The organism is Enterovibrio nigricans DSM 22720, from assembly GCF_900167155.1.
In the GTDB taxonomy this organism is placed as follows: Bacteria; Pseudomonadota; Gammaproteobacteria; order Enterobacterales; family Vibrionaceae; genus Enterovibrio; species Enterovibrio nigricans.
In genome coordinates this window covers 1-21823 of the sequence record NZ_FUXU01000060.1, presented here as the reverse complement: position 1 = coordinate 21823, position 21823 = coordinate 1, and the positions used below count along the sequence as shown (strand labels likewise).

The following is a 21823-nucleotide window of genomic DNA, read 5'->3' as shown; positions in this document are numbered from 1 at the left end:
TCATGGAGTGAAACATGTCACAAGAACTACTGAAAACCCCTCTACACGCGCTGCATGTTGAAATGGGCGCAAAAATGGTGCCGTTTGCGGGCTATGACATGCCAGTTCAATATGCGTTGGGTGTACGCAAAGAACATATCCATTGCCGCGAGCAAGCGGGGTTGTTCGATGTGTCTCATATGGGGCAACTTAAACTTCACGGCACAAATGCAGCAAAAGCCTTGGAAGCTTTAGTCCCTGTCGATATTGCGGATCTGCCGGTAGGTAAGCAGCGTTACGCGCTGTTTACCAATGAGCAGGGTGGGTTGATGGATGACCTGATGGTGACAAATTTTGGTGACCATCTGTTTGTTGTCGTCAATGCTGCATGCAAAGAGCAAGACATCGCACACTTAAGAGCCAATTTGCCGTCAGACGTAGAACTTGAAGAAATTGAAGACCGTGCACTTCTCGCATTGCAAGGTCCGAAAGCAGCCGCAGTATTGTCTACGCTCAATCCCAACGTGGCGGACATGGTGTTTATGGACGCTGCCAATATTGAGTTGGCGGGCATACAGTGTTTGGTGAGCCGTTCAGGATACACGGGTGAAGACGGTTACGAAATCTCGGTTCCTGCGGATAAAGCGGAAGAGTTTGCACGCAGATTACTGCTGAAAGATGAAGTCGAATGGATTGGCCTTGGTGCGCGTGATTCGTTACGCCTTGAGTGTGGCTTGTGCCTCTATGGTCACGATATCGACACCACCACCACGCCAGTTGAAGCGAGCCTTTTGTGGGCGATTAGCAAGCCGCGCCGTGCGGATGGTGAACGTGCGGGAGGTTTCCCAGGTGCCGATATTATTCTTGATCAAATCGCGACGAAAGATGTTTCACGCAAGCGCATAGGTTTGGTCGGAAATAGTAAAGCGCCCGTGCGCGAAGGCGCAAAACTGTTTGATGCTGATGATAACGAAGTCGGCATTGTAACCAGTGGCACTTTCGGCCCAACAAAAGGTCAGCCTGTTGCAATGGGTTATCTAAAAACCGAACTGGCGGTGCTGGGGACAGAGGTCTTTGCTGAAGTCCGTGGTAAAAAATTGCCGATGACGGTTGAGAAAATGCCATTTGTGCCACAACGTTATTATCGTGGATAAACAGCACATTACGGATATGTGTATGCAATACATTGCCCGCTTGTCGTACGGTATAAACTGAAATCAAATTGCTGTCGAATAAAGAGCCTATGAAACTTCATAGGCTCTTTTTTTTTTTAATCATAGCCATAGTAGCAATGGTTACCTGACTGCCGCAAAAGCGCGCGCATTCATTGCCAATTTTGGCATCGCTTATGCAATCGCTTTAGTTGAGTTATATGTCAATAGTTGTTTGTCCAACATTGAAGGTAAAAAGTCAGAGCGTGAAATAGAGCATAAGAATGGAAATTCTCAGGCAGATCACGCAATTATGGATTAATGTCTTATATGTACGACATGAGGTCGAAAGGAGATAAGGTTGTATGCTAGCAGAACAACGCGATGAAATTGATAACCCTCTGATCTGGCCAATTTTAAGTGTGCTGGAAGCATCTACCCAAAGTTGGAAAGTGCATTACTTGATGGCGGAGCTAAAAAAGAAAACCATCATGGATCACCTCGATGATGATCCCCAACTTGATTTGTTCAAACGCAACTTTCTCATTATGAATGCCTTATACCAACTTCAGGAAACGTTGTTACCTCAACAGTGGCTCCAAGTTGAGTCGATGGACATTAAGCTGATGTTGAGAGGAGTAGGCTCAGGATTTGTTCAACATGAAGTTAATCGCGAAGACCCTCTACGTGAATACTACATGGATTGGACAAATTACGATTCTCAAATTGAGGATGTCAGGGAGCTGCTTGCGTCTTTTGGGAAGCGCTATCAACGTCATGTCGGTCACTGTAGTGAAACAACGGTTGAGCGTCGGAATGCTCTGATTGCCCTCGGCCTTTCAGAAAAAGCATCCGACAACGAAATTCGACGCCAATGGCGCAAAATGGCCTTGAAATGGCACCCCGATCGTCCGGAAGGCGACGCTGCGAAATTCAGAACAATGTGTGAAGCGTGGCAGAGCTTAAGGATGTAGATAGAACCCACGTTTTATACGAAAAATTATTTGTGCGACATGTTTAAGCCTGGCAATTAGCCGGGCTTTTTGTTTAATCGCTTTTTGGTGTGGGCGGCTGACATTGTAAAAACCAGCAAGGTAGCGAAGATGATCCCACCTCCAATCAGAACGTTTTGAGTCGGGACTTCCCCGAGTGCAATCCAAACGAACAATGGACCGAGAATTGCCTCTAGCAACATAAACAGGTTGGCGTGAGCGGCTGGGAGATAGCGGGGGCCTGATGAAATAAGCATGAACGAGATGGGAACAACCCCAACACAGAGAATCAAGGTATATATCCATTCTTGTGACGTGAGCTCAAACGGTTTCGCGCCAGCGAAATAGGAAATGAGCGCAGTGCTCAGTCCGCCAAGAACCAAATACATCGCGGCATTTTCACTTTGGTTTTTTCTCAGTACGACAAAATAGGTCGCGAGCATAACCGCGGTGATCAGTGCCATTAGGTTACCAAACGACGCCGATGGCATAGTTTTGCCTGCAAAAACGAACATCACACCAGCGACTGCAGCCAAAATGGCGACGAGGGTTTTGACCTCCAATCTCTCCTTTAAAAACACAAATGCGAGTGCGGCGCAAATTAAAGGACTGATATTGATAATGATTAAAGTACTAGCAACCTGAGTGTGATCGATGGAGAGAACGAAACAGATTGTTGATATCGAAAATGCAAGCGAGCCTAAAAGGAGAATAGGGGAAGGGTTCACTATGACTCTGCGGGTTTCAGCGGGTTGTTTTATGAACATCACGAGCAGGATGACGGCGGCAGATAATAAACCTCGCCAAAACAGCAATGTCCAACCAGACGACTCGATAAGCCGGATCAATAGACCATCGACGCTGAGAATGGACACTCCCACAATCATTGTGATAGTGCCTTTGTAAATGGGTGACATCCGTATCTCCTTGACTGTGCGTAGTTTTGATCTTAATTGGCGATTTTTCGTGATGTGTCTCTCCATACAGTACGAAAAGGCCATTTATACACTTCCAGCAATTAAAAATAATAAAGTGTTGTAAGCCGTCGCTGCAATGGGAACAGAGGTGAGCGCGAACAGGCTTTTGCTTTTTCTCACTTTATCAACGAGAACTCCCGGTCTACGCTTATTTGATATGAGTGTCACTATTATGGGATCGTGGAGACGAAATGAGATCTATTCGCCATGTCTTTTTTGCTTTGATGGGTTTTATTCTTGTTCTTGGCGTTTCTATCATCTTTGCAAATCTTCGTTCTAGCGCACTGAGCAACGACATTAAAAATCTGTATGAACAGCGCCAGTTGCAATATGCGCTCGCTATCGAACTGAAAACCAGCTCGGATTTGCTAACGCGCTTCGCACGGAATTACTCGATCACCACGAACAAGAAATGGCGTTTTCTCTACGAGCGTGTGAAAGGCATTCGTGACGGTAACTTACCGCCTCCGCAAAGCTATAATTTCGACTATTGGTATGAAATTTCTGATCCCGGCTTTGATGTGCATGAGCCTGATATCCCAATTCGCCCCGAATACCTGTCAATTCTCAGTCGATTACGTGATGCAGGGACGAGCGAGTCCCATCTTGCATTTTTAACGCAAGCGATCGTTCGTTCGCAAGAGCTTAGCTCGATTGAAGATACCGCGATGAATATTATCCAAGGGAAAAAGAAAACGGCCCGTGGTATTGAGCGTATTATCCCTGACCCCAAATTGGCACAACAAATGCTGTTTGGCCCTGAATACATTCATGAAAAAAACAAAATAATGGGTCCGATAGGTGCTTTTTACGACACGATTGATATCGACACCCAGTCAAAGTTGGATGCACTGAATCAAGAGAAGCGAAACATGGATGGTATTGCCATTTTCATGGCCTTTGCATTAATCATCACAGTGATGACAACTACCGTATTGCTTTGGTATCGCTTCCTTAAACCACTGGATAACATTCGCAGAAATATAGTCAGCAAGGTAAAAGACAAACAATTCGAGTTCAAATTGGATGTTGAAAGCCAAGGTGAACTGAAAGACTTGGCAGCCGCACAAAATGAGGTGTTAGCTGAAATTGCCGAACGCTTTGAATTCAGTCGCCAAATTAAGGCGTTCTCTGACTTGATCCGAGGCTGTGTTGATACAAAAGATTTAGGCCTTCAGGTAGCGAACTTCTTTTCTCAACGTCTGGAGCTACCTTATGTGGCGATATACGTTAACCGCAACGAAAAGCTTAGTCTTGTTGGCGGTGTAGGTATTGATGAGAAGTCGAAAGAAATGGAAGCGGAAGCCGTCTCCCTACACCGTACGATAATGCTGACGAAAAAATTCCTACGGATCCGCAACGAAGAAGAGAAATTTTCGCTTTCTCTGCCTGTCGGAAACCTCATGCTTGGAGAGATGTATTTTATTCCGCTCATGGTTAATAACGACATGGTCGGTGTCTTGGAGTTAGGCTCTGTACGCAGTTTGTCGGATAAGGAAATTGATTGGTTAACAGAAGCGCGTGAAGATTTGGCCGTCGGCATTCAATTGACGATCAATGCTGAATTGCAATTGGAGGCGGAGCAACGCGTTTCAGAACAGTTGAAACTGAATCAACAGATCATCAACGCAATCCCTAACCCCACCTATTTTCGTGATACCAGTGGTACGTACATTGGTGTGAATGACGCCTTCACCGATTTCCTTGGGTTGTTTTATGTCGATGTTGTCGACAAATCACCCGTAGAGCTTTTTCCTGAAGACGTTGCAACCATGTTTACTTATAAAGAGAAGGCGTTGCTCGAATGCCCTGGCTCTCAGGTTTATGACATTGAACTGAACAACGCCAATGGTGAAACACGTAACATCACAGTCTATGAAGCTACGTATTACGGCGGGGATGGCGAGCCATTAGGTATCGTTGGCTTGTTTGTTGATGTGACAACGCAAAAACGATTGGAATCTGACCTTATATCGGCGAAAGACCAAGCAACCGAAGCCAGTAAAGCAAAAGGCGAATTTCTCGCAAACATGAGTCACGAAATTCGGACACCCATGAACGCTATTTTGGGGATGTCACATTTAGCGTTATTAACGGAGTTGAATGACAAGCAGCGTAATTATGTGTCGAACATTGAAAAAGCGGGTAAGTCCTTGCTTGGCATTATCAATGACATCTTGGACTTCTCAAAAATTGAAGCGGGCAAGCTGACGGTTGAGCATATTGAGTTCAAGTTTAGTGAAGTGCTGGATAACATCAGCAATATCATCTCTGTCAAAGCGAAAGAAAAAGAACTGGAGCTGATTTTCGATATTGATCCTGATTTACCGGATGACTTGGTGGGCGATCCGTTACGCCTAGGGCAAATTATCATCAACCTGACAGGTAACTCGGTGAAGTTTACCGATAGTGGCGAAATAATTATTCGTGCGCGTAAAGTGACCAGTAGCGATGATATCGTCGAAATTCAGTTTGATATTCAGGATTCGGGTATTGGTATGTCGGAAGACCAACTGGGGCGCTTGTTCCAGTCGTTCTCTCAGGCGGATGGTTCTATCACGAGGAAATACGGCGGTACGGGCTTAGGTCTAACGATATCTAAGAGTTTTGTCGAACTCATGGGCGGGCGAATTTGGGTAGAAAGTGAACCCGGAAAAGGTTCAACGTTCTCGTTCACCATTCGTTGTGGCCGCAGTGAATCCAGCATCAAAGAGCAAGTTGCCAAATCTACGATACTCAACAACAAACGTGTACTCGTGGTTGATGATAATCAAGCCTCTCGCGACATTATGTATGCACTGTTAGATAACCTAGATCTGCGGGTAGCCGCCGTGTCGAACGGTGAGGAGGCCGTGTACGAAGTAGAAAGTGCAGACAAAGGTAACGACGGCTTTGATGTGGTTGTCATGGATTGGAAAATGCCGGGCATAAATGGCGACGAAGCGACCATGCAGATTCAAGAACTCAACCTGAACAAGGTTCCGAAGGTGATACTTGCCAGTGCCTATGGCGAAGATGCGGGGTTAATTAGCGACGACATACAGAACTTGTTTGATGCATCACTCGTCAAGCCCATCAACCCTTCTTCTTTGTTTGATGCATTGATGGAAGCATTTGGGGAAGAAGAGTTGAAACTGCTGAATGGCAGAGAGACTGAAGATGAAAATCAGCAAGACAATAATGACTTCACTGGACTGAGAATCCTCTTGGTTGAAGACAATATGATTAACCAAGAGGTGGCGAAAGGTATTCTGGAACAGTTTAATCCAACCATTGAAGTGGCAGATAATGGCCAAATTGCGCTCGATATGGTGCAAGCACAATCTTTCGATATTGTACTGATGGACATGCAAATGCCTGTGATGGATGGCGTGACCGCAACCCAGAAAATTCGGGAAATTGAGTCCTTAGCGGGTATGCCGATTGTCGCGATGACCGCGAATGCAATGGAACTCGATGTTAAACAGTGCAAAGAAGCGGGCATGAATGACCATGTATCCAAACCCATTGATGTTGATGAGCTGATTTCTGCGATAGCGCGTTGGACGACAGCATCGAAAGAGGCGGTAAAAACCTCAGTGGTGTTGAACGGACAAAAAGCGGCTGAATCAAAAGCGCAGAGCATCACTGATATCGATCCACTTGTTCTGGATGCCAATGAAGGTATTGGACGAATAGGCGGTAACGTTGAAGCCTATTGGAAAGTGATTACTGCGTTCACAGAATCAAAACTGGCTGCGATAGACAAAATGAAGAAGGCCTTAGAGAACCAAAAGCGTGGTGAAGTGGAAATGTTTGCCCATTCTTTGAAAGGTGCAGCAGCGAATGTGTCTGCGAAAGGGTTAGCGGTACTCGCGGGGAACCTTGAAGACCAAGCAGGCAGCAGCGACGTGAAAATGGAAGCCAGTTTACTGGATAAAATAAAAGAATGTTTGGTGGAAATTAAAGGATACATTCCCACAACGGCAGCAAAAGATGAGAAGTCGAGGGGCCCGCAAGGCTTCGCCGGCTATACGCCACGAGAGTTTAGAATTGAGCTTGAACAGTTGAAAATATTACTCAGCAACTTCGATACACAGGCGGTAGATTTTATAACCGGTATAAAAGAAAGCTCGAAAAGCATGGACGTTGATTTATCCGATGTCGAAAATGCCATTCGTAAATTCGAATACGAAATTGCAGCGAAGAAACTTGATGTGGTGTTAACGTCTTTGGGTGCTGAAGAAGAAAACACATCGACTTTGTACTGATAGATAAAAGAATAAACAGACGTTAAAAAGGCCGCAAAGCGGCCTTTTTCAATTATTTAGCTAAAGAGCGGCTGCGCAGTTCGAAAATCAGCTTTTCTGCGCTGCATTCGAACTTTAATCGTACTGTCAGAGGGTCAACAGAAAACTCGGCACTTTCGTTCAAGTCATGCTCCACGTTCTCATTCACTTGTTTTGCTAGTGCGAGGTAGTTCTTGAATTCTGCGATGGCAGATTCTTTATCTGCTGCAAAGATGGAGACTTCAGCGACTTCATCACCTTCCCCGATCACAAAACCCATTTCAGCGGTAACGCCGCAAGCTTCACAAACTTGGTTTTCTTCTTGGCTCATAACTTACTCTCTTATTCTCCAGCTTTGAATTGGAATGCTGGCTGGATTTGTAGGAATTGTTTGTAATATTACTACAAATAATGGTGCAAAAAGTAGGGCTACTTAGCAAGCTGAAAATGATGAATTTGAATATTAAACGTAAACAACGGCAATCCGAATACTTTCAGATAGTCTGGGTTTATCGCTAAACCGCTGAAATCTTCCCACAAAAAAGCGGGCTTGAAGCCCGCTTTTCTCAAAATAACTCTTTATTCTTCCCACTGCACAAGCGTGCCAGATGGCCAATTAACACCAATGTCGTGATACTTTTTCTCCAGTAGGTGTCTACGTATTTTTAGCGTTGGCGTCAGTAAGCCATTCTCGATGCTCCACGGGTCTTTAATCATGTACACGCCTTTAATTTTCGCGTGTGACTCCAACTCACTGTTGATGGTGTCGATAACGAGTTTGACTCTTCGTTCATATCGCGCCCGGTCAAAGTGAGGGAAGTGGTGTGGTAATGCGAGCAAAATAGGGCCGGGCAATCCCGAGCCAACCAAGCACATCATTTCGATATTACTCAGTTCGAACAAGCGTTTCTCTATGGGAACAGGGTTGACGAACTTACCCTTAGCGGTTTTAAACGTGTCGTTTTTCCGGCCTTGAATGGTGAGATAACCATCATTGTCTAAGCTGCCAATGTCGCCTGTGTGCAACCAACCGTCGACAATGGTTTCCGCTGATGCTTCTGGGTTTTTGTAGTAGCCGTTAAATAACCCATCGCCTGCAACCAATATCTCACCGTCCGCAGCAATTTTAAGCTCTATACCGGGGCCGGCATTGCCAACAGAGCCAATTTTGTCGCTACGGAAAGGGTAATTCAGTGTGCTGTAGGCGAATGATTCGGTCATTCCCCACGCTTCAGTGATGTTCAGCCCTATGCGTTCGTACCAGCGGAGTAGGGCCGCAGAGACGGGGGCAGAGCCACAACCCAACACTCTTGCCTGATCCAATCCTAAATTAACCGCCACTTTCTTTTTGATCACGCCGGACAAGATAGGGATCTTCATTAGGATGTTGAGCTTTCTGTCAGGCAATTTCTCTTGGATACGTTGCTGGAAGAGAGTCCAAAGGCGAGGCACAGAAATAAACAAGGTAGGTCGCTGCATTTTAACATCGTCGATGAAGGTCTCCAGAGATTCAGGAAACGCCGTGCAGATTCCGGCCATCATTGCAGAACCCATGATATAGACACGTTCGGTGATGTGCGCTAACGGCAAGTAGGAGAACAAGCGTTCGCCTTCTTTCATACCAATATGGTCTATTAAGCGTTGCGCAGACCATGCGTAGGCACCGTAGGTTAACATGGCTCCTTTAGGTAGCCCGGATGTGCCCGATGTATAGACGATAGACATTAAATCATCATCCTGATGATCAGGGTTCACTTCGGCGCGATCGTTTTCGTTAACCAAATCAGCCCAATCGTAACCGCAATTGATGGTTGGATAAGGAAAGGCAATGGAAGGAATTTTGTCGCGTGTCTCTAGGGTCGCTTTCAACGCTTTGGTGTCGTCAAGCTTTCCAACGAATATTGCTTTGGCTTCGCTGTGGTCTAAACAATGACCAATAGTCTCATCGCCGGCGGTCGGGAATACTGGAACGCTAATATAGCTGCCTAGCATCATGGCGAGATCGGCGATAAACCATTCTGCACAGTTTTTGGAAATGAGCGCCACTTTATCTCCGGGCTGCAACCCCATACCCCTAAGCGCCGTCACAATCCGTAAGGCTTGATCAACGACATCTGAATAAGAGAAGTCCTGAAACTGTCGGTTGATGATTTGTCTGAGGAAAATCTCGTTTGGGCGCTCTTTCGCCCAGCGGAGCATCTGTTGGTATGGTTTTGATTGAGCCATGTAGGACTCCATATAGCTGTAGGGAAAAGTACGATAAATCTCGAATGTTATTAAAGTGTTAAATTAGGTGCTGAATAGGGCTTGGGTCAAGATAAATATTCAAACACGTGTTCAAATTTTGACGTGGGTAGCGACACGCACACATTACAATTCAATATGAATTACAGGATAACATCCTGTATTTGTTGAGTTATTGCGCGATGTAACAAAGTTTTTTTAACAAACCGAACCCTGTTCACGGTTCTTACAAAATTGCCAAACACTTACTCGTAAAATACACACTTGTACTATCTTTAATATTGCTGAATTGAGGGAGCGGTGGTCGGTAAAACTCATTTATTTATCAGCACCACGTATCGCTGATTCAGTAGTAAAAAAACGAGTGGATAAACTCTAAAAGCGATCAGCGTGTTTAATCACTGAACTTGCAGTTGCAGGTGAAGGAAGCCAGGAACCAGGGATATTGTTATGCCAAAAAGAAGCAAGGAAGATACAGAAGTTACGATTCGGTTGATTCTTGATGCTGTGGTCGATCAGTTAGTCACGCTAGGTTACGACAGAATGTCATACACGACATTAAGCCAACAAACCGGGATTTCGCGTACAGGCATTAGCCACCATTTTCCCAAGAAAACGGATTTTATCACCCGTTTAGATGACCGTTTGTTGGGGATTTTAATTGAGAAGTTAGATCTCGAAGGAGATCAGCGCACATTTATTGAAAGCTGGCTAACGGCGCTGCGTTCAGACAATCGATTTACTGCGGTTTTACGTCTGTTTTTCTTGCATACAGTCTCATCAGAAAATGCAGCAGATTTCACCAGCCACGCAAGCCGAAAATTGCATGATGTGTGCTGTGATCGGTACGGTGAAGAGTTCGAAAAAGACCTAGAATGGTTGGTCGGAAAATCCCTTCTCACCATGGCATAAAGACGTGCTACAATCCCCCACAATGAAAGCGCCTTCTCGGCGCTTTTTGTCTCTATAGAGCCGTGTTCCCATTTTTCAGTTTGTCCCACACCCAATGCGTTTTTGATCTGAAACAGTAAAACGATAAAAACTGTTTAATCTTTCAATTAATTGTTGAATTATTCAAAAATAATTTAATAATGAGCAACTGAACTCTAGTTACCCCCTTTGCCAACGAGATTTTTCATGAGCAATTCACTAGTACTTGTCCTTAACGCGGGCAGTTCCTCTCTTAAATTCGCATTGATGGATGCACAAACGGGCGAAGCCATTCTTTCTGGTCTTGGCGAGTGCTTCGGTCTTGAAGATGCGCGCATTAGTTGGAAGCGTGACGGCGAGAAGCAAGAACTGATGCTGGAAGAAGGTGGCAATCACCACGAGAAAGCCGTCGGCATCATTGTTGAACTGGTTGAAAGCATGAACGTTGGCGAACAATTGGTTGCGATTGGTCACCGTGTGGTTCACGGCGGCGAGAAATTTGCTGATGCAACCTTGCTAAACGACGCTGTTATCGAAGAAATTGAAGCGATGAGTGACTTGGCTCCTTTGCACAACCCAGCAAACGTAATGGGTATCCGTGCTGCGATGACCGCTTTCCCAAGTCTGCCTCAAGTTGCTGTTTTCGATACGGCATTCCACCAATCTATGCCTCAAAAAGCGTATACCGGTGCTATCGCCAACGAGCTATACACGGATTATGGTATTCGTCGTTACGGTTTCCACGGCACCAGCCACTACTTTGTAAGCCGCGAAGCGGCGAAACAACTGAACAAGAATATTGATGAAGCAAACTTCATTTCTGTTCACTTGGGTAATGGCGCGTCTGTTTGTGCAGTACGCAACGGCCAATCTGTCGATACGTCTATGGGCTTCACACCACTGTCTGGTTTGATGATGGGCACGCGTTGTGGTGACCTTGACCCAGGTATCATTGAGTTCTTGCTGAAAAAAGGCTGGAGCCAAGAACAAGTATTTGATGCACTGAACAAGAAATCAGGTTTCTTGGGTGTGTCAGGTCTGACGTCAGATGCGCGTGGTATTCTTGAAGCAATGGACAGTGGCCACGAAGGCGCGAAACTGGCGTTTGAAGTGTTCACCTACCGCGTATCAAAATACATCGGCTCTTACCTGATCCCACTTGATAGCTTAGATGCAATCATCTTCACTGGCGGTATCGGTGAAAACTCGCTGCCAATTCGCCGTGAAATTCTGAAGAATCTAAAATTGCTGGGCTTTGTGGAAGATGAAGCGGGCAACGAAGCGGCACGTTTTGGTAACGGCGGAATCATCGCGAAATCTGAAATGCTGGGCGCAGTGGCAATGGTTGTACCAACCAACGAAGAATTCGTTATTGCATCGCAAGCAGAAGGTTTTGCTAAGTAATTAGCAACCTCAATATTTGATATTAAGAAGCCGCGGGTGAAAACCTGCGGCTTTTTTACTTTCTGCCGTTGATTCATGGAATCTGCAAAGTTGCTGCGAGATATCTCTTAGGCATTACCCAATAAGCGAGCGTGCGCGCAGATACTAGGCGTAAGAAAGCCTGGGCAACTTGATGAGCCGCAACTAATTGAATTTAAATAGAGAAGAAAGGTAGACGTAGCGTATTTCTCTCAAATATATTGGCTGGTGTTGTGCTCGTCGGATTGGCTAAAACCAAGTATAGAGAGATTATGGAAAAAGGTTATACACTTGTCGCGTTCACCGATAGTTGGGGTTATACCAAAGGTGGAATTAACGCATTCAATACAGATTTTTTGGTGGGTTTAAAAACTGCGTACCAAGATTCACTCACTGTAGTATGCGTTGTTTTAGATTGCGAATCGAAAGAAGTTCAAGACGCAGATAGTCAAGGTATTCTATTACTAAAAGCTCACTATAAACCCGAGTCTCACGACACTGCACAAATCGTACTCAATAAGCTGGCGGAGGAAAAACACCTATCGTTAGATGAGGAAAGAACCGTCTTTCTGGGCCATGATAGGATCAGCGGTGAAATCGCAAATTTGGTCGCTGAGCAGGCACGTGGCAGATCTGCTGTGATTCATCACATGAGTTACGACCATTATGAAAGCGTTGCTGAAAATGCAGCATCACGCGATGCGAAGATCAAGCAGCAAAAGCGGATTTTTAAAGCAGCGAGCATTAAGCTTGCGATTGGTCCCTTATTAAGAGATGCGCTTGATGATTTAACCGGGAGTGACGATATTAACATGTTGATCCCCGGCCTTGCAGATATCGATCCGAGAAATACCCCGCCAAAAACTTTTTCTATGTTTGTCAGTGGGCGTCTAGATAAAGACGCATCCAAGATAAAGCAGGGTCAGCTAGCTGTTGCTGCATGTGCGGCAGCAGTGAAACGCGCCGTTGATAGTAAAGAGCCCAAAAATCTCATTACCTCTAAGTTGCTACTGAGAGGCGTGAGTTTTGAAAACGACGCCGATGCATACGCGCAGTCAGAATTCGCATTAAAACAATTTGCAGAAGAGTATGCTGGCAGGGTCATTAATATTAACCCACTACCTTACACCACTGACAGAGATGAGTTGTTTGATGAGTTAAAGTCGACATCAGCAGCGGCGATGCCGTCTTGGCATGAAGGGTTTGGTTTAGTCGCTTGGGAGGCAATCGCCGCAGAAATTCCTCTTATTTTGAGTGAGGGGAGCGGTGTATATCAGCTTCTAGAAGAAGCTCATCCGGGATGCGCTAACGGGTTTACATGGCCTGTAGATATAAGCGGTTCGACTCAAGCGCCATATTTTTCAGACAGTGACCTTGAGTGTGTGAATCGAGCGATCACTGAGATTGCTCGGGACACGATAAGTGCAAAAATCAAAGCAAAAAAACTAAAATCAAAGTTAGCCGCATACACATGGGCACATTGTGCAGAAACGGCGGTTCAGGCATTTGGCTGGGATCTTAAAAAAGGGGTGGTCAATAGTACACCTCCTCATGTTACCTCTTCTCCAACTGAATATAAAACACCTTCTGACATAGCAACACCGCAACAAAAGCCGCGATTGACGACCCTGACATCCGTGTGGCAACCCGATGCAGGCAGGGCCGTGTCGGTGTTATTGCGCGCGGGAGAAGAAATCGTTCCGTTTGACACCCATCGAGAGCCCGAATTGGAGCAGTTGGTGCACTGGGCGCAGGAAAAACCGTACTCATTGGCGGTACACTTGTTGCGCGGAGCAGGGGGTGTCGGAAAAACCCGCCTTGCCAACGAGTTGGCTAAACGCCTCCAACAACAAGGGTGGAACGCCGGGTTTTATACGTCTGAGCTTGCCACCAAACTAAGCAACAGTGCTTGCCTCGAACCAGATAAACCTAATTTGCTGATATTCGATTACGCGGAGACCCGAACGGATGAGTTGATCGGGCTCTTGAAACATGTACTAAGCGGGCAGTATCAATCGCGCGTCCGAATATTGTTGTTAGCACGTGACAGTGGTGAATGGTGGGATAACCTGCCGACAAAAGATACGGTGACAGAGCCTTTACTCCTTGGGCAAGCGACGACAGGGCCAGTTACTATCCATTCTCTTTACGAAGCAGTGCAACAGAGACAAAGTGCGTTTCAAAGTGCTTTGCAAGCCTATGCCAACGTCTTATCGGTAAAAGCGCCCCGCAGTCAGCCTAGTCTTACTGCAGCGCATTTTGCCAAGCCGCTGTATATCCAAATGCTAGCATTGCTGACACTGCACGGAGAGCAGCCAAGTGCTGCCAGCAGTATTACCAAAGCGATACTGAATCATGAGCAGCGCTATTGGGCTGCAGCACTCAATAGTAATCAGTCCGTGGCCAACAGCAAGCAGGCAAAAAAGCTATTGGCACTGGTGACACTGGCCGGAAACTTTAGGACTGCCCGAGAAGCATCGAGTTTTTGGCGGGGTGTCGATGATAGCAACCTCTCTCCTAGAGAGTTTAGCAACTTGTTCGATTGTCTGGCACCACTCTATCCTGGGGCGCAGGGGTTGCAGGCTATAAGACCGGACCTATTGGGTGAAGAGTTGGTATCAGGAGCCATCGTTCTCGCTGGCGGGGATACCTTGCTGGATGTGGTGCTTGGCGCAAATTCGTCCCAACAAATGAAGGAACATGCCCTGACCATATTGGCTCGGGTAGCTGACTATCGAGCGGAAATCCAGCCAGCGTTAACACAGGCCTTTACCAATAACTTTTCAGGCCTGGTGCCTTCGCTCATCAAAGTGGCGCAAGAAGCAAACAGCTGTCTGCCTCGTTTGGCGGAGCAGGCGTTTTCCCATTTAGCGAAAAACACCCAGCATTCTGTGGCAGCACAAATTAAAGACTTGGTGACCTACGACTCAACGGCACTAAATTATCTGGTTTGTGCAGCAGACAAGGTACTGTTTGACCATGCTTTAAAAAAGGCGAGCAAGGTCAGCCACAAGAAAAGAGCCCAAACCCAAAGCGAACTGGCTCGAACTGCGACTAACTTTTCCGCCTCTTTGGCGAGAATTGGCCAACATCAATTGGCAAAGCAGCACACAGAACAAGCAGTGGCAATATATGAACAACTGACAGAGGAGAGCCCGCAGCGCTATTTACCGGATTCAGCTACGTCTTTAAGTAATTGTGCCGGCCATTTGTCTGAGGTTGGTGAATATCAGGTGGCAAAGCAGTATGCCGAGCGCGCTTTGGCGATAAGAGAACAACTGGCTGAGGAGAGTCCGCAGCGCTATCTACCGGATTTAGCCACGTCTTTAAGCAATTATGCTGGCCATTTGTCTGAGGTCGGTGAATATCAGATGGCAAAGCAGTATGCCGAGCGCGCTTTGGAGATAAGAGAACAACTGGCTGAGGAAAGCCCGCAGCGCTATTTACCGGGTTTAGCCACCTCTTTAAATAATTATGCCAGCCATTTGTCTAACGTTGGCGAATATCAGGTGGCGATAGAGTCTGCCGAGCGCGCTTTGGAGATAAGGGAGCAATTGGCTGAAGTAAGCCCGCAGCGCTATTTGTCGGATTTAGCCACGTCTTTAAGCAATTATGCCAGCCATTTGTCTGGCGTTGGTGAATATCAGTTGGCGATGGAGTCTGCCGAGCGCGCTTTGTATTTATGTGAGCAGTTGGCTGAGGTGAGCCCGCAGCGCTATTTGTCGGATTTGGCCGCGTCTTTAAGCAATTATGCCAGCCATTTGTCTGGCGTAGGTGAATATCAAGCATCGTTGACCTATGCCAAGCGTGCGGAGAGTTTGCTTCAGCCTCTGGTGGAAGAGCTGCCTCAACGCCATGCGTTTGTCTATTGCAACTTACTAGTGTCATCCCGACTTATCGGTTGGCTGAATTGCGAGGAGGAAACTAGCGTTGACACGGACGTTTCGCGTTGGGTGTCGTATTTAAATCACGAACAGTCCGAGAAATTGGCTTTTATACAGCGCTGGATGAGTAATTTCATCGAAGGAGAAACGGAACTTTCAGAGCTGAACATACTGCATGCCAACTACCAAAGCTTCAAAAGGAACCAGCAGGTGAGCTTGGAAAGCTACTATCATCTTCTGTGTGCAAGGCTGTTTGCATTGGGCTGCCTACCAAATGCTGAACAATGGCAAAAAGAGTGGCATCAATACCAAGAAAGCAAGAACCAGAACCTTCCCAAATGGCTATATTCGGTGGCGGAAAGACTCGGTTTTGATTTACTTCATTCCTAGATTGAAAAAAGAATGTTGGGCGCTGTGGCAATGGTTGTACCAACCAACGAAGAATTCGTTATTGCATCGCAAGCAGAAGGTTTTGCTAAGTAATTAGCAACCTCAATATTTGATATTAAGAAGCCGCGGGTGAAAACCTGCGGCTTTTTTACTTTCTAGAAAGTCAGTCAGTTGCCTAACGTGTGTATTGAATTGAGTGCGTCAAGTTCCTCGATGTCGCGATATCGATAGTAAACGTGTGCAGTGCGACACTGCACTGGTTTTTGTCCTTGGTCACGCCTACCATGCAGAGAATCAACAAGCGCGATTTATCATTCGTAAAGGTGTGCGACAGACGTGAGAAAACAGCGAGGGAAATTGAAAATTCTCTCAGGCAATCACGCATGCAAACTTGTGAAATTGCAGCATTGAGTGACGCACTTTCATACGCAGACAAAGCAGTGAATACCAACCGTTCAGCGAAATGATGCGAGAACCCGATATCGGTGTTGATGGGCATTAAATGGCTGATGAAATCGATTCTTCATGAACATTGGCAAGGGAGTGGAGTGAAATGGTGATAGATAACCTAACGATCTACCTCGGTACGGTCAGTGTGGTCGGTATTGTTGTTATCTGGTGGGCTGCATCCGCGTTATTGAAGTCTAAATCGAACCGGGAAAAACGGCTGCGACGCTTGAAGAGCTTCAACAGTGTTCATACCTCTATCCCGAAATCAGAAAGCCAGTTCGGCGAGATTGATGCGGCCGTAGAAAAAATAGAAAACCGCTTTTCGATTATCCGAAAGATCACCTTTTTCTTCATTTTTATCGTACTAGGTCTCGCGTTGTCGCTTCCCTTTCTGAACGCTATGCCCGCCGCGATGGTTTCACTCGTGGTTGCTGTTTCCACCACGGTACTTGGTTTTGCGGCAAAACCTGTTATCGAAAATATCATTGCGGGTGTGGTGCTTTCTCTTTCCAAGGCTATTCGGGTTGGTGATACCGTCGTGGTTGAAAACCAATACGGCACAGTAGAGGACATTAGCCTGAATCACACGATCATTAAGCTCTGGAACTGGAAGCGGTTGATCATACCGAGTAGCAAAATGCTGTCGTTGGAATTGGAGAGCTTGACCTATAACGACTCCTATATCTGGGTGCATGTAGAGTTTTATACTTCCTTCGATAGCGACTTAGAGCTCGTCCGGCAATTGGCGATTGAATCTGTGCAGAACAGTAAGCACTTTATCTCCCAAGATCCGCCAGATTTTTGGGTGATGGACCTCAATAAAGATGCTTACCAATGTTGGGTTGCTGGTTGGACAAATTCCCCTTCTAGGGCTTGGAACCTTGCCAGTGATACCCGAACCGGTATTGCGATGCGCTTTCAGGCGGCAGGGATCAAAACCCATCATTTCCGGGTTCATATGGAACCCTATCAAGCAGGCTCTGAGCAGGCAGCCAGCGTGCATGCGTTTGGCAGTACGGCACAGGTGTAGTCTCCTGACTGTGGATTAGGTCGATTTTCTGCTTTCGCAGGTGGAACAGAATGGCCAAACGAAAAGCCGCGAGTAACAGCGGTTTTTTCGTTTTTTCGTCTTTTCGAAAATGAGTTGGTCGATTTTTTGTTGTTTTAGAAGTGATAGGCGATGGTCGCACCAACCAGCCACTGATTTGCGCTGTCGACAATCGGAGAGTCAGCAACTTCGCTGCTTAAGCGTGTGTATTGAGTTGACTGCGTCAGGTTCCAGTTTTCATTGAGCGGATAAATCAGTTTGTACCCCAATTCATAAGCTAGACTGGCTCCCCCTGTGTAGGCTGGGCGATTGGCACGCACTTCGTTTAGGTTGACGCCAAAATAGTAGTCGACAAAGTCTTTGCTTTGAAGCATCACGCCGGCGAAGGAGACCAAGTCTGCATCACCAATGGTAGTAATATCGAAGTATCTTGCGCCAGCCAGATACCCTTTGTAGGCACCCGATATATCGTGTTGGAAATAGGTAGAAATCACGCCAGTGCCAAGCCTAAAATCAGCGTTCAAGCCGAGGTCGATACTCAAGTCTTTGTCATCCATGCCTTTTAACGCATCTGAGGTGTCATCGTCATATGCGAGCCCTGAGCTTGTCAGAAGGACGCCGATATTTACCCGATCACTGTCTGTACCGTAGACGCGATAGTTTGCGCCACTAAAATCGATGTTGAAGTCATCACCGTGGTAGCCAAAATTCAAAAGTGGTACGACCGAGTCATCTTGTTCTTTATAGAGATCACTGGTGCCAGCAACGCCTGCTTCCACTATCCATGTATTTTGTTTGGTGTAGATATTGCCGTTTAAAATATATGCTTCTCCCGCGGCATGAACAGCTGAGGCTGCGGCAAGCGTAGAGAATAAAACTGCAATGTTCTTCATGATGCTGTCCTTAGTTGTGCGTCATATGAACACCGTACAAAATCAATCAGACTGACAAAAGGGTCAGTGTGTCATTGGCTTGTGATTGCTTTGTGGTTCTTTTGTCTTTGCTTTGTCACTGTATGTCAGCGTCTTGGCTTGGAACGGTAAGAACGAGCCTGGCACCGCCGGAGGGGCACGCTTCGAAGGTTACCTGACCATCATGTTTCTCTAAAATCAGTTTAACAATGGCCAATCCTAACCCGTGTCCCATATTGGCTTTGTTTCTTGAAGGGTCAACGCTAAAAAAGGGTTCAAAGACGCATTCACGAAATTGCTCTGGAACGCCGGAACCATCGTCTTCGACTAGGACCTCAACGGTTTTTGCGTGTCGATAACAACGCACTGTCACTGACGAGACGGAGTATCGCAAGGCATTGAGCAACACGTTTTCAATCGCCCGCTTTAGTAAGTTTTTATCAGCCCAAAACGCGATGTCAGGCTCAACCATTACGTCTATTTTGCGGTGTTGTGGGTTAGGGAGGCGACCAACCAAATACTCGATAAATGGCTGGGCCACAATATCTTCTTTGTTGAGCGGTACGTCCTGACGGCCAACTTTCGCAAAATAAAGCAGTGCATCGACCAACTGCTCCATTTCCTCAGTGTCTTCGATAATGCTCGCGATTTTTTCCTTTAGCGCAGGGGTGTTAGCTTCTTCATGCATAATTTCTGCTTGCCATTGAATACGAAATATCGGTGTCCGAAGGTCATGTGCGACGGCTTGGGTCAGAGAACGGTTGCTGGTAATGAGCTGGGATATTTTGTCAGCCATATCATTGAAGCTTTCGTTCATCTTGCCCACTTTGCTACCACTGTTGGTGGGTGCTCGCACGTTTAAGTTTCCCTTGGCGAATTCCGCCGTCACGCGCTGCAAAGCGCGCATCCTGCGCCCGATAAACCAGATAAGCCAGCTTGAATAAACTAAAAAGCCGATTGTGATGAAAACGAAAAACAGTGAATCACTAAATTCAATATTCTGCCGGACCAAAGCCGTCTCATCGGGGGCGATATGATAGAAGACGTCTGAGTCAGGAAAGGTGAGCCAAAGTGCCCGATCGTCGTCGTTAAAGGAATAAGGGTTGGGGGGTGGATTCAGTGCGAAGTGGTTCTGCACCTCTTTGGGGACCACATTCACTGGCACAATGTTCAAGGTGCTGGCGGTGGATTCGGCATAGTTGTCCAGTAATTGTGCTCTAAACTCGCTGTCCTGTGGTTCAGACAAGGTGCTTATTACATGCTGAAAGGCGGCGGCCTGCATGTCTTCCAGTATATAGTCATAATCCGGATTGAGTTTGTAGACAAAGAAGTCAAAGGCAAACAGACTGACAATGAAAAGAAAAAGCAGCCCAACAAATGATTCGATATAAATTCGCCACATAGTTAAACGTTGTGTTTAAAGTCGTACCAGACGTCAGGCACAAAAAGGTAACCCTTCCCTCTGACAGTAATTATGCGACACGGCGAGGTGGGGTTGTCGCCAAGTTTTTTGCGCAAACTGACCACTTTGTTGTCAATGGTGCGATCCAATCCATCGTATTCAATGCCTCTCACTGCACGGGTTAATGTGTCTCTGGATAACACCTCATCCGCCGATTCAGCGAGCAGCCATAAGAGATCAAATTCACTGTCTGATAAGGGGATATGCTTATCTGCCAATGCACACCATTTTCGAGATTTATTTAGCGATAAATTGCCATAAACCAAAGTGTTCAGCGCGATTGATGGCGAGTGTTCCGCTGTCTTGGGTTGATGGTGTTCTCGGCGTATCAACACGCGTAACCGAGCAAGCAAAACTCTCGGTTTTATCGGTTTGGTAACAAAGTCATCGGCGCCGATTTCCAATGCAGCTACGTGGTCAAAATCATCATCACTGGCTGTCAGCATGAGTACTTTGCCAGAAAATTGTGGGCGGATCTGTCGGCATATTGTCAGGCCGTCAATATCAGGCAGCATTATATCTAACATCACGATGTCGGGCTGTTCCGATAAAAAGGCGGGGAGTGGGTAACATTTGACGTCCTAAATGCTCTTGTAAACGATATGGCCTACAAACTGTTGTAGCACAGCATCAGCAATAAAGTGGTCATTAAGTTTGAATGCGTGAATCAAAAAAGGTAAAGCCGACACGCGAAAGCGCCTTTTCGCACGCTATCCCCGTTTTTGATTGTTTCGACTGAGGTTTCGATACTGCTTGGGTGTCACACCAGGGTAGGTTTGGAACGTTTGATAAAACCGACTGGAAGAATTGAACCCGACCGTAAGGGATATATCCAAAATCGTTCGCTCGGTATCACTTAGCAGGGCGCGTGCGTGGTTCACGCGCATGGCGGTGATGTATTGCTTGATTGTCATCTGCATCACGCGTTGAAACAATCCCATTGCGTAGTTCGCGTGCAAGCCGACATGTGAAGCGATTTGATTGACAGTGAGCGGGGTATCATGGTGGGAAGCGATGTACTCCAACATTTGGCTGACATAAAACTGAGAATGCTTAGATACGCCATTCTGGTTAGCCCGCTCAGCATGTCCATTTAATAGTGATGACCAACCGTCTAAGCAGATACGCTTTAGCATTAAACATATCTCGTCGGCAGATAGCTGTCTGCGGTTGGCATCGGGCAGTTTCGTTTCTCTCTCCCAGCGTTGAATTTCAAACTCACTGACAAGGCACGATGAATCTGATTGAAGTACAACACCATGCGTTACTTGGTTAATGAGTTCTCGGCTGAGAGGCCAGGATAAAAATATATGAATGGGAATGTTGATAATGCCCATATTGTGGCTGTTTCCTGCATCTGTGAGCCTGTGGGGTACGGATGCCCAAAACAATCCCACATGCCCATTGCGAATAGTCACGGTCTCTCCGTTGATGATGTAATCAATATCATCGCCAAACGGAATGTTCATCTCTATCTGACCATGCCAATGTGAGACTGGCATGCTATGCGGTGTACGCAATTCGATATCGATTTGTTCGTAGGAAGAATAAAGCGAGAGCGGACTTACCGATACGTTGTCGTCGGTATAGTGCATCTGTGGGGCTTTGTTGCTTAATTCGGTTGGAAGACATGGCAGCCTAAAGTTGTTCGGTTCTTAAGCAATATACTGAGTTTCAGGCATACCCAGTCCTGTAAGCTTGTTCAGCGCTTTGAT

14 protein-coding genes and 1 pseudogene are annotated in these 21823 nt (G+C 46.3%); 7 read left to right on the top strand and 8 right to left on the bottom strand.

Translation table 11 applies throughout. The annotated features are described in order from the left end of the window. Positions 1–14 precede the first annotated feature (14 nt). Positions 15–1133, top strand: a complete 1119-nt coding sequence (gene gcvT / locus B5D35_RS17255) for a glycine cleavage system aminomethyltransferase GcvT (protein WP_078753779.1) — start codon at positions 15–17, stop codon at positions 1131–1133. 362 nt (positions 1134–1495) lie between these two features. Next, entirely contained in the window at positions 1496–2104 is a 609-nt protein-coding gene (locus tag B5D35_RS17250; RefSeq protein WP_078753778.1) for a DNA-J related domain-containing protein, read from the top strand. A gap of 56 nt (positions 2105–2160) precedes the next feature. Here B5D35_RS17250 and B5D35_RS17245 read toward each other — a convergent pair whose 3' ends face one another. Continuing rightward, complete coding sequence (locus B5D35_RS17245; RefSeq protein ID WP_078753777.1) at positions 2161–3039, bottom strand: DMT family transporter; 879 nt, start codon at positions 3037–3039, stop codon at positions 2161–2163. Between the two features lie 251 nt (positions 3040–3290). Between B5D35_RS17245 and B5D35_RS17240 the strand changes: the two genes are divergently transcribed. Continuing rightward, entirely contained in the window at positions 3291–7349 is a 4059-nt protein-coding gene (locus B5D35_RS17240; protein WP_078753776.1) for a hybrid sensor histidine kinase/response regulator, read from the top strand. Between the two features lie 52 nt (positions 7350–7401). On the opposite strand, the gene B5D35_RS17235 is transcribed toward B5D35_RS17240, so the two are convergent. After that, on the bottom strand, positions 7402–7698 hold the full coding sequence (locus B5D35_RS17235; RefSeq protein WP_078753775.1) for a DUF406 family protein: 297 nt from the start codon (positions 7696–7698) through the stop codon (positions 7402–7404). A 248-nt stretch (positions 7699–7946) separates the two neighbouring features. Beyond that, entirely contained in the window at positions 7947–9593 is a 1647-nt protein-coding gene (locus tag B5D35_RS17230; RefSeq protein ID WP_078753774.1) for an AMP-binding protein, read from the bottom strand. Between the two features lie 468 nt (positions 9594–10061). Here B5D35_RS17230 and B5D35_RS17225 point away from each other — a divergent pair, with 468 nt between their 5' ends. The 3 genes from B5D35_RS17225 to B5D35_RS17215 all read left to right on the top strand — a co-directional run bounded on the left by B5D35_RS17225 (position 10062) and on the right by B5D35_RS17215 (position 16237). Continuing rightward, a complete protein-coding gene (locus B5D35_RS17225; RefSeq protein ID WP_078753773.1) occupies positions 10062–10523 on the top strand; it encodes a TetR family transcriptional regulator in 462 nt (153 codons plus the stop codon). Positions 10524–10748: 225 nt separating this feature from the next. Further along, a complete protein-coding gene (locus B5D35_RS17220; protein ID WP_078753772.1) occupies positions 10749–11945 on the top strand; it encodes an acetate/propionate family kinase in 1197 nt (398 codons plus the stop codon). A gap of 290 nt (positions 11946–12235) precedes the next feature. Continuing rightward, the gene (locus B5D35_RS17215; RefSeq protein WP_078753771.1) at positions 12236–16237 is read left to right on the top strand and encodes a tetratricopeptide repeat protein; all 4002 of its coding nucleotides are present in this window, start codon (positions 12236–12238) and stop codon (positions 16235–16237) included. Positions 16238–16412: 175 nt separating this feature from the next. On the opposite strand, the gene B5D35_RS24105 is transcribed toward B5D35_RS17215, so the two are convergent. Further along, on the bottom strand, positions 16413–16736 hold the full coding sequence (locus tag B5D35_RS24105) for a hypothetical protein (protein WP_139367798.1): 324 nt from the start codon (positions 16734–16736) through the stop codon (positions 16413–16415). Between the two features lie 54 nt (positions 16737–16790). Here B5D35_RS24105 and B5D35_RS17210 point away from each other — a divergent pair, with 54 nt between their 5' ends. Then, positions 16791–17717, top strand: a complete 927-nt coding sequence (locus B5D35_RS17210; RefSeq protein ID WP_078753770.1) for a mechanosensitive ion channel family protein — start codon at positions 16791–16793, stop codon at positions 17715–17717. A gap of 134 nt (positions 17718–17851) precedes the next feature. Here B5D35_RS17210 and ompV read toward each other — a convergent pair whose 3' ends face one another. The 4 genes and pseudogenes from ompV to melR form a co-directional block, all read right to left on the bottom strand. Then, the gene (ompV, locus tag B5D35_RS17205) at positions 17852–18628 is read right to left on the bottom strand and encodes an outer membrane protein OmpV (protein ID WP_078753769.1); all 777 of its coding nucleotides are present in this window, start codon (positions 18626–18628) and stop codon (positions 17852–17854) included. 115 nt (positions 18629–18743) lie between these two features. Next, a complete protein-coding gene (locus B5D35_RS17200) occupies positions 18744–20048 on the bottom strand; it encodes an ATP-binding protein (RefSeq protein ID WP_078753768.1) in 1305 nt (434 codons plus the stop codon). 2 nt (positions 20049–20050) lie between these two features. Continuing rightward, positions 20051–20665 (bottom strand): annotated as a pseudogene (locus tag B5D35_RS17195) (winged helix-turn-helix domain-containing protein); the annotation flags it as partial. A gap of 153 nt (positions 20666–20818) precedes the next feature. Beyond that, positions 20819–21745, bottom strand: a complete 927-nt coding sequence (gene melR, locus B5D35_RS17190; RefSeq protein ID WP_280174688.1) for a transcriptional regulator MelR — start codon at positions 21743–21745, stop codon at positions 20819–20821. Positions 21746–21823: the final 78 nt, after the last annotated feature.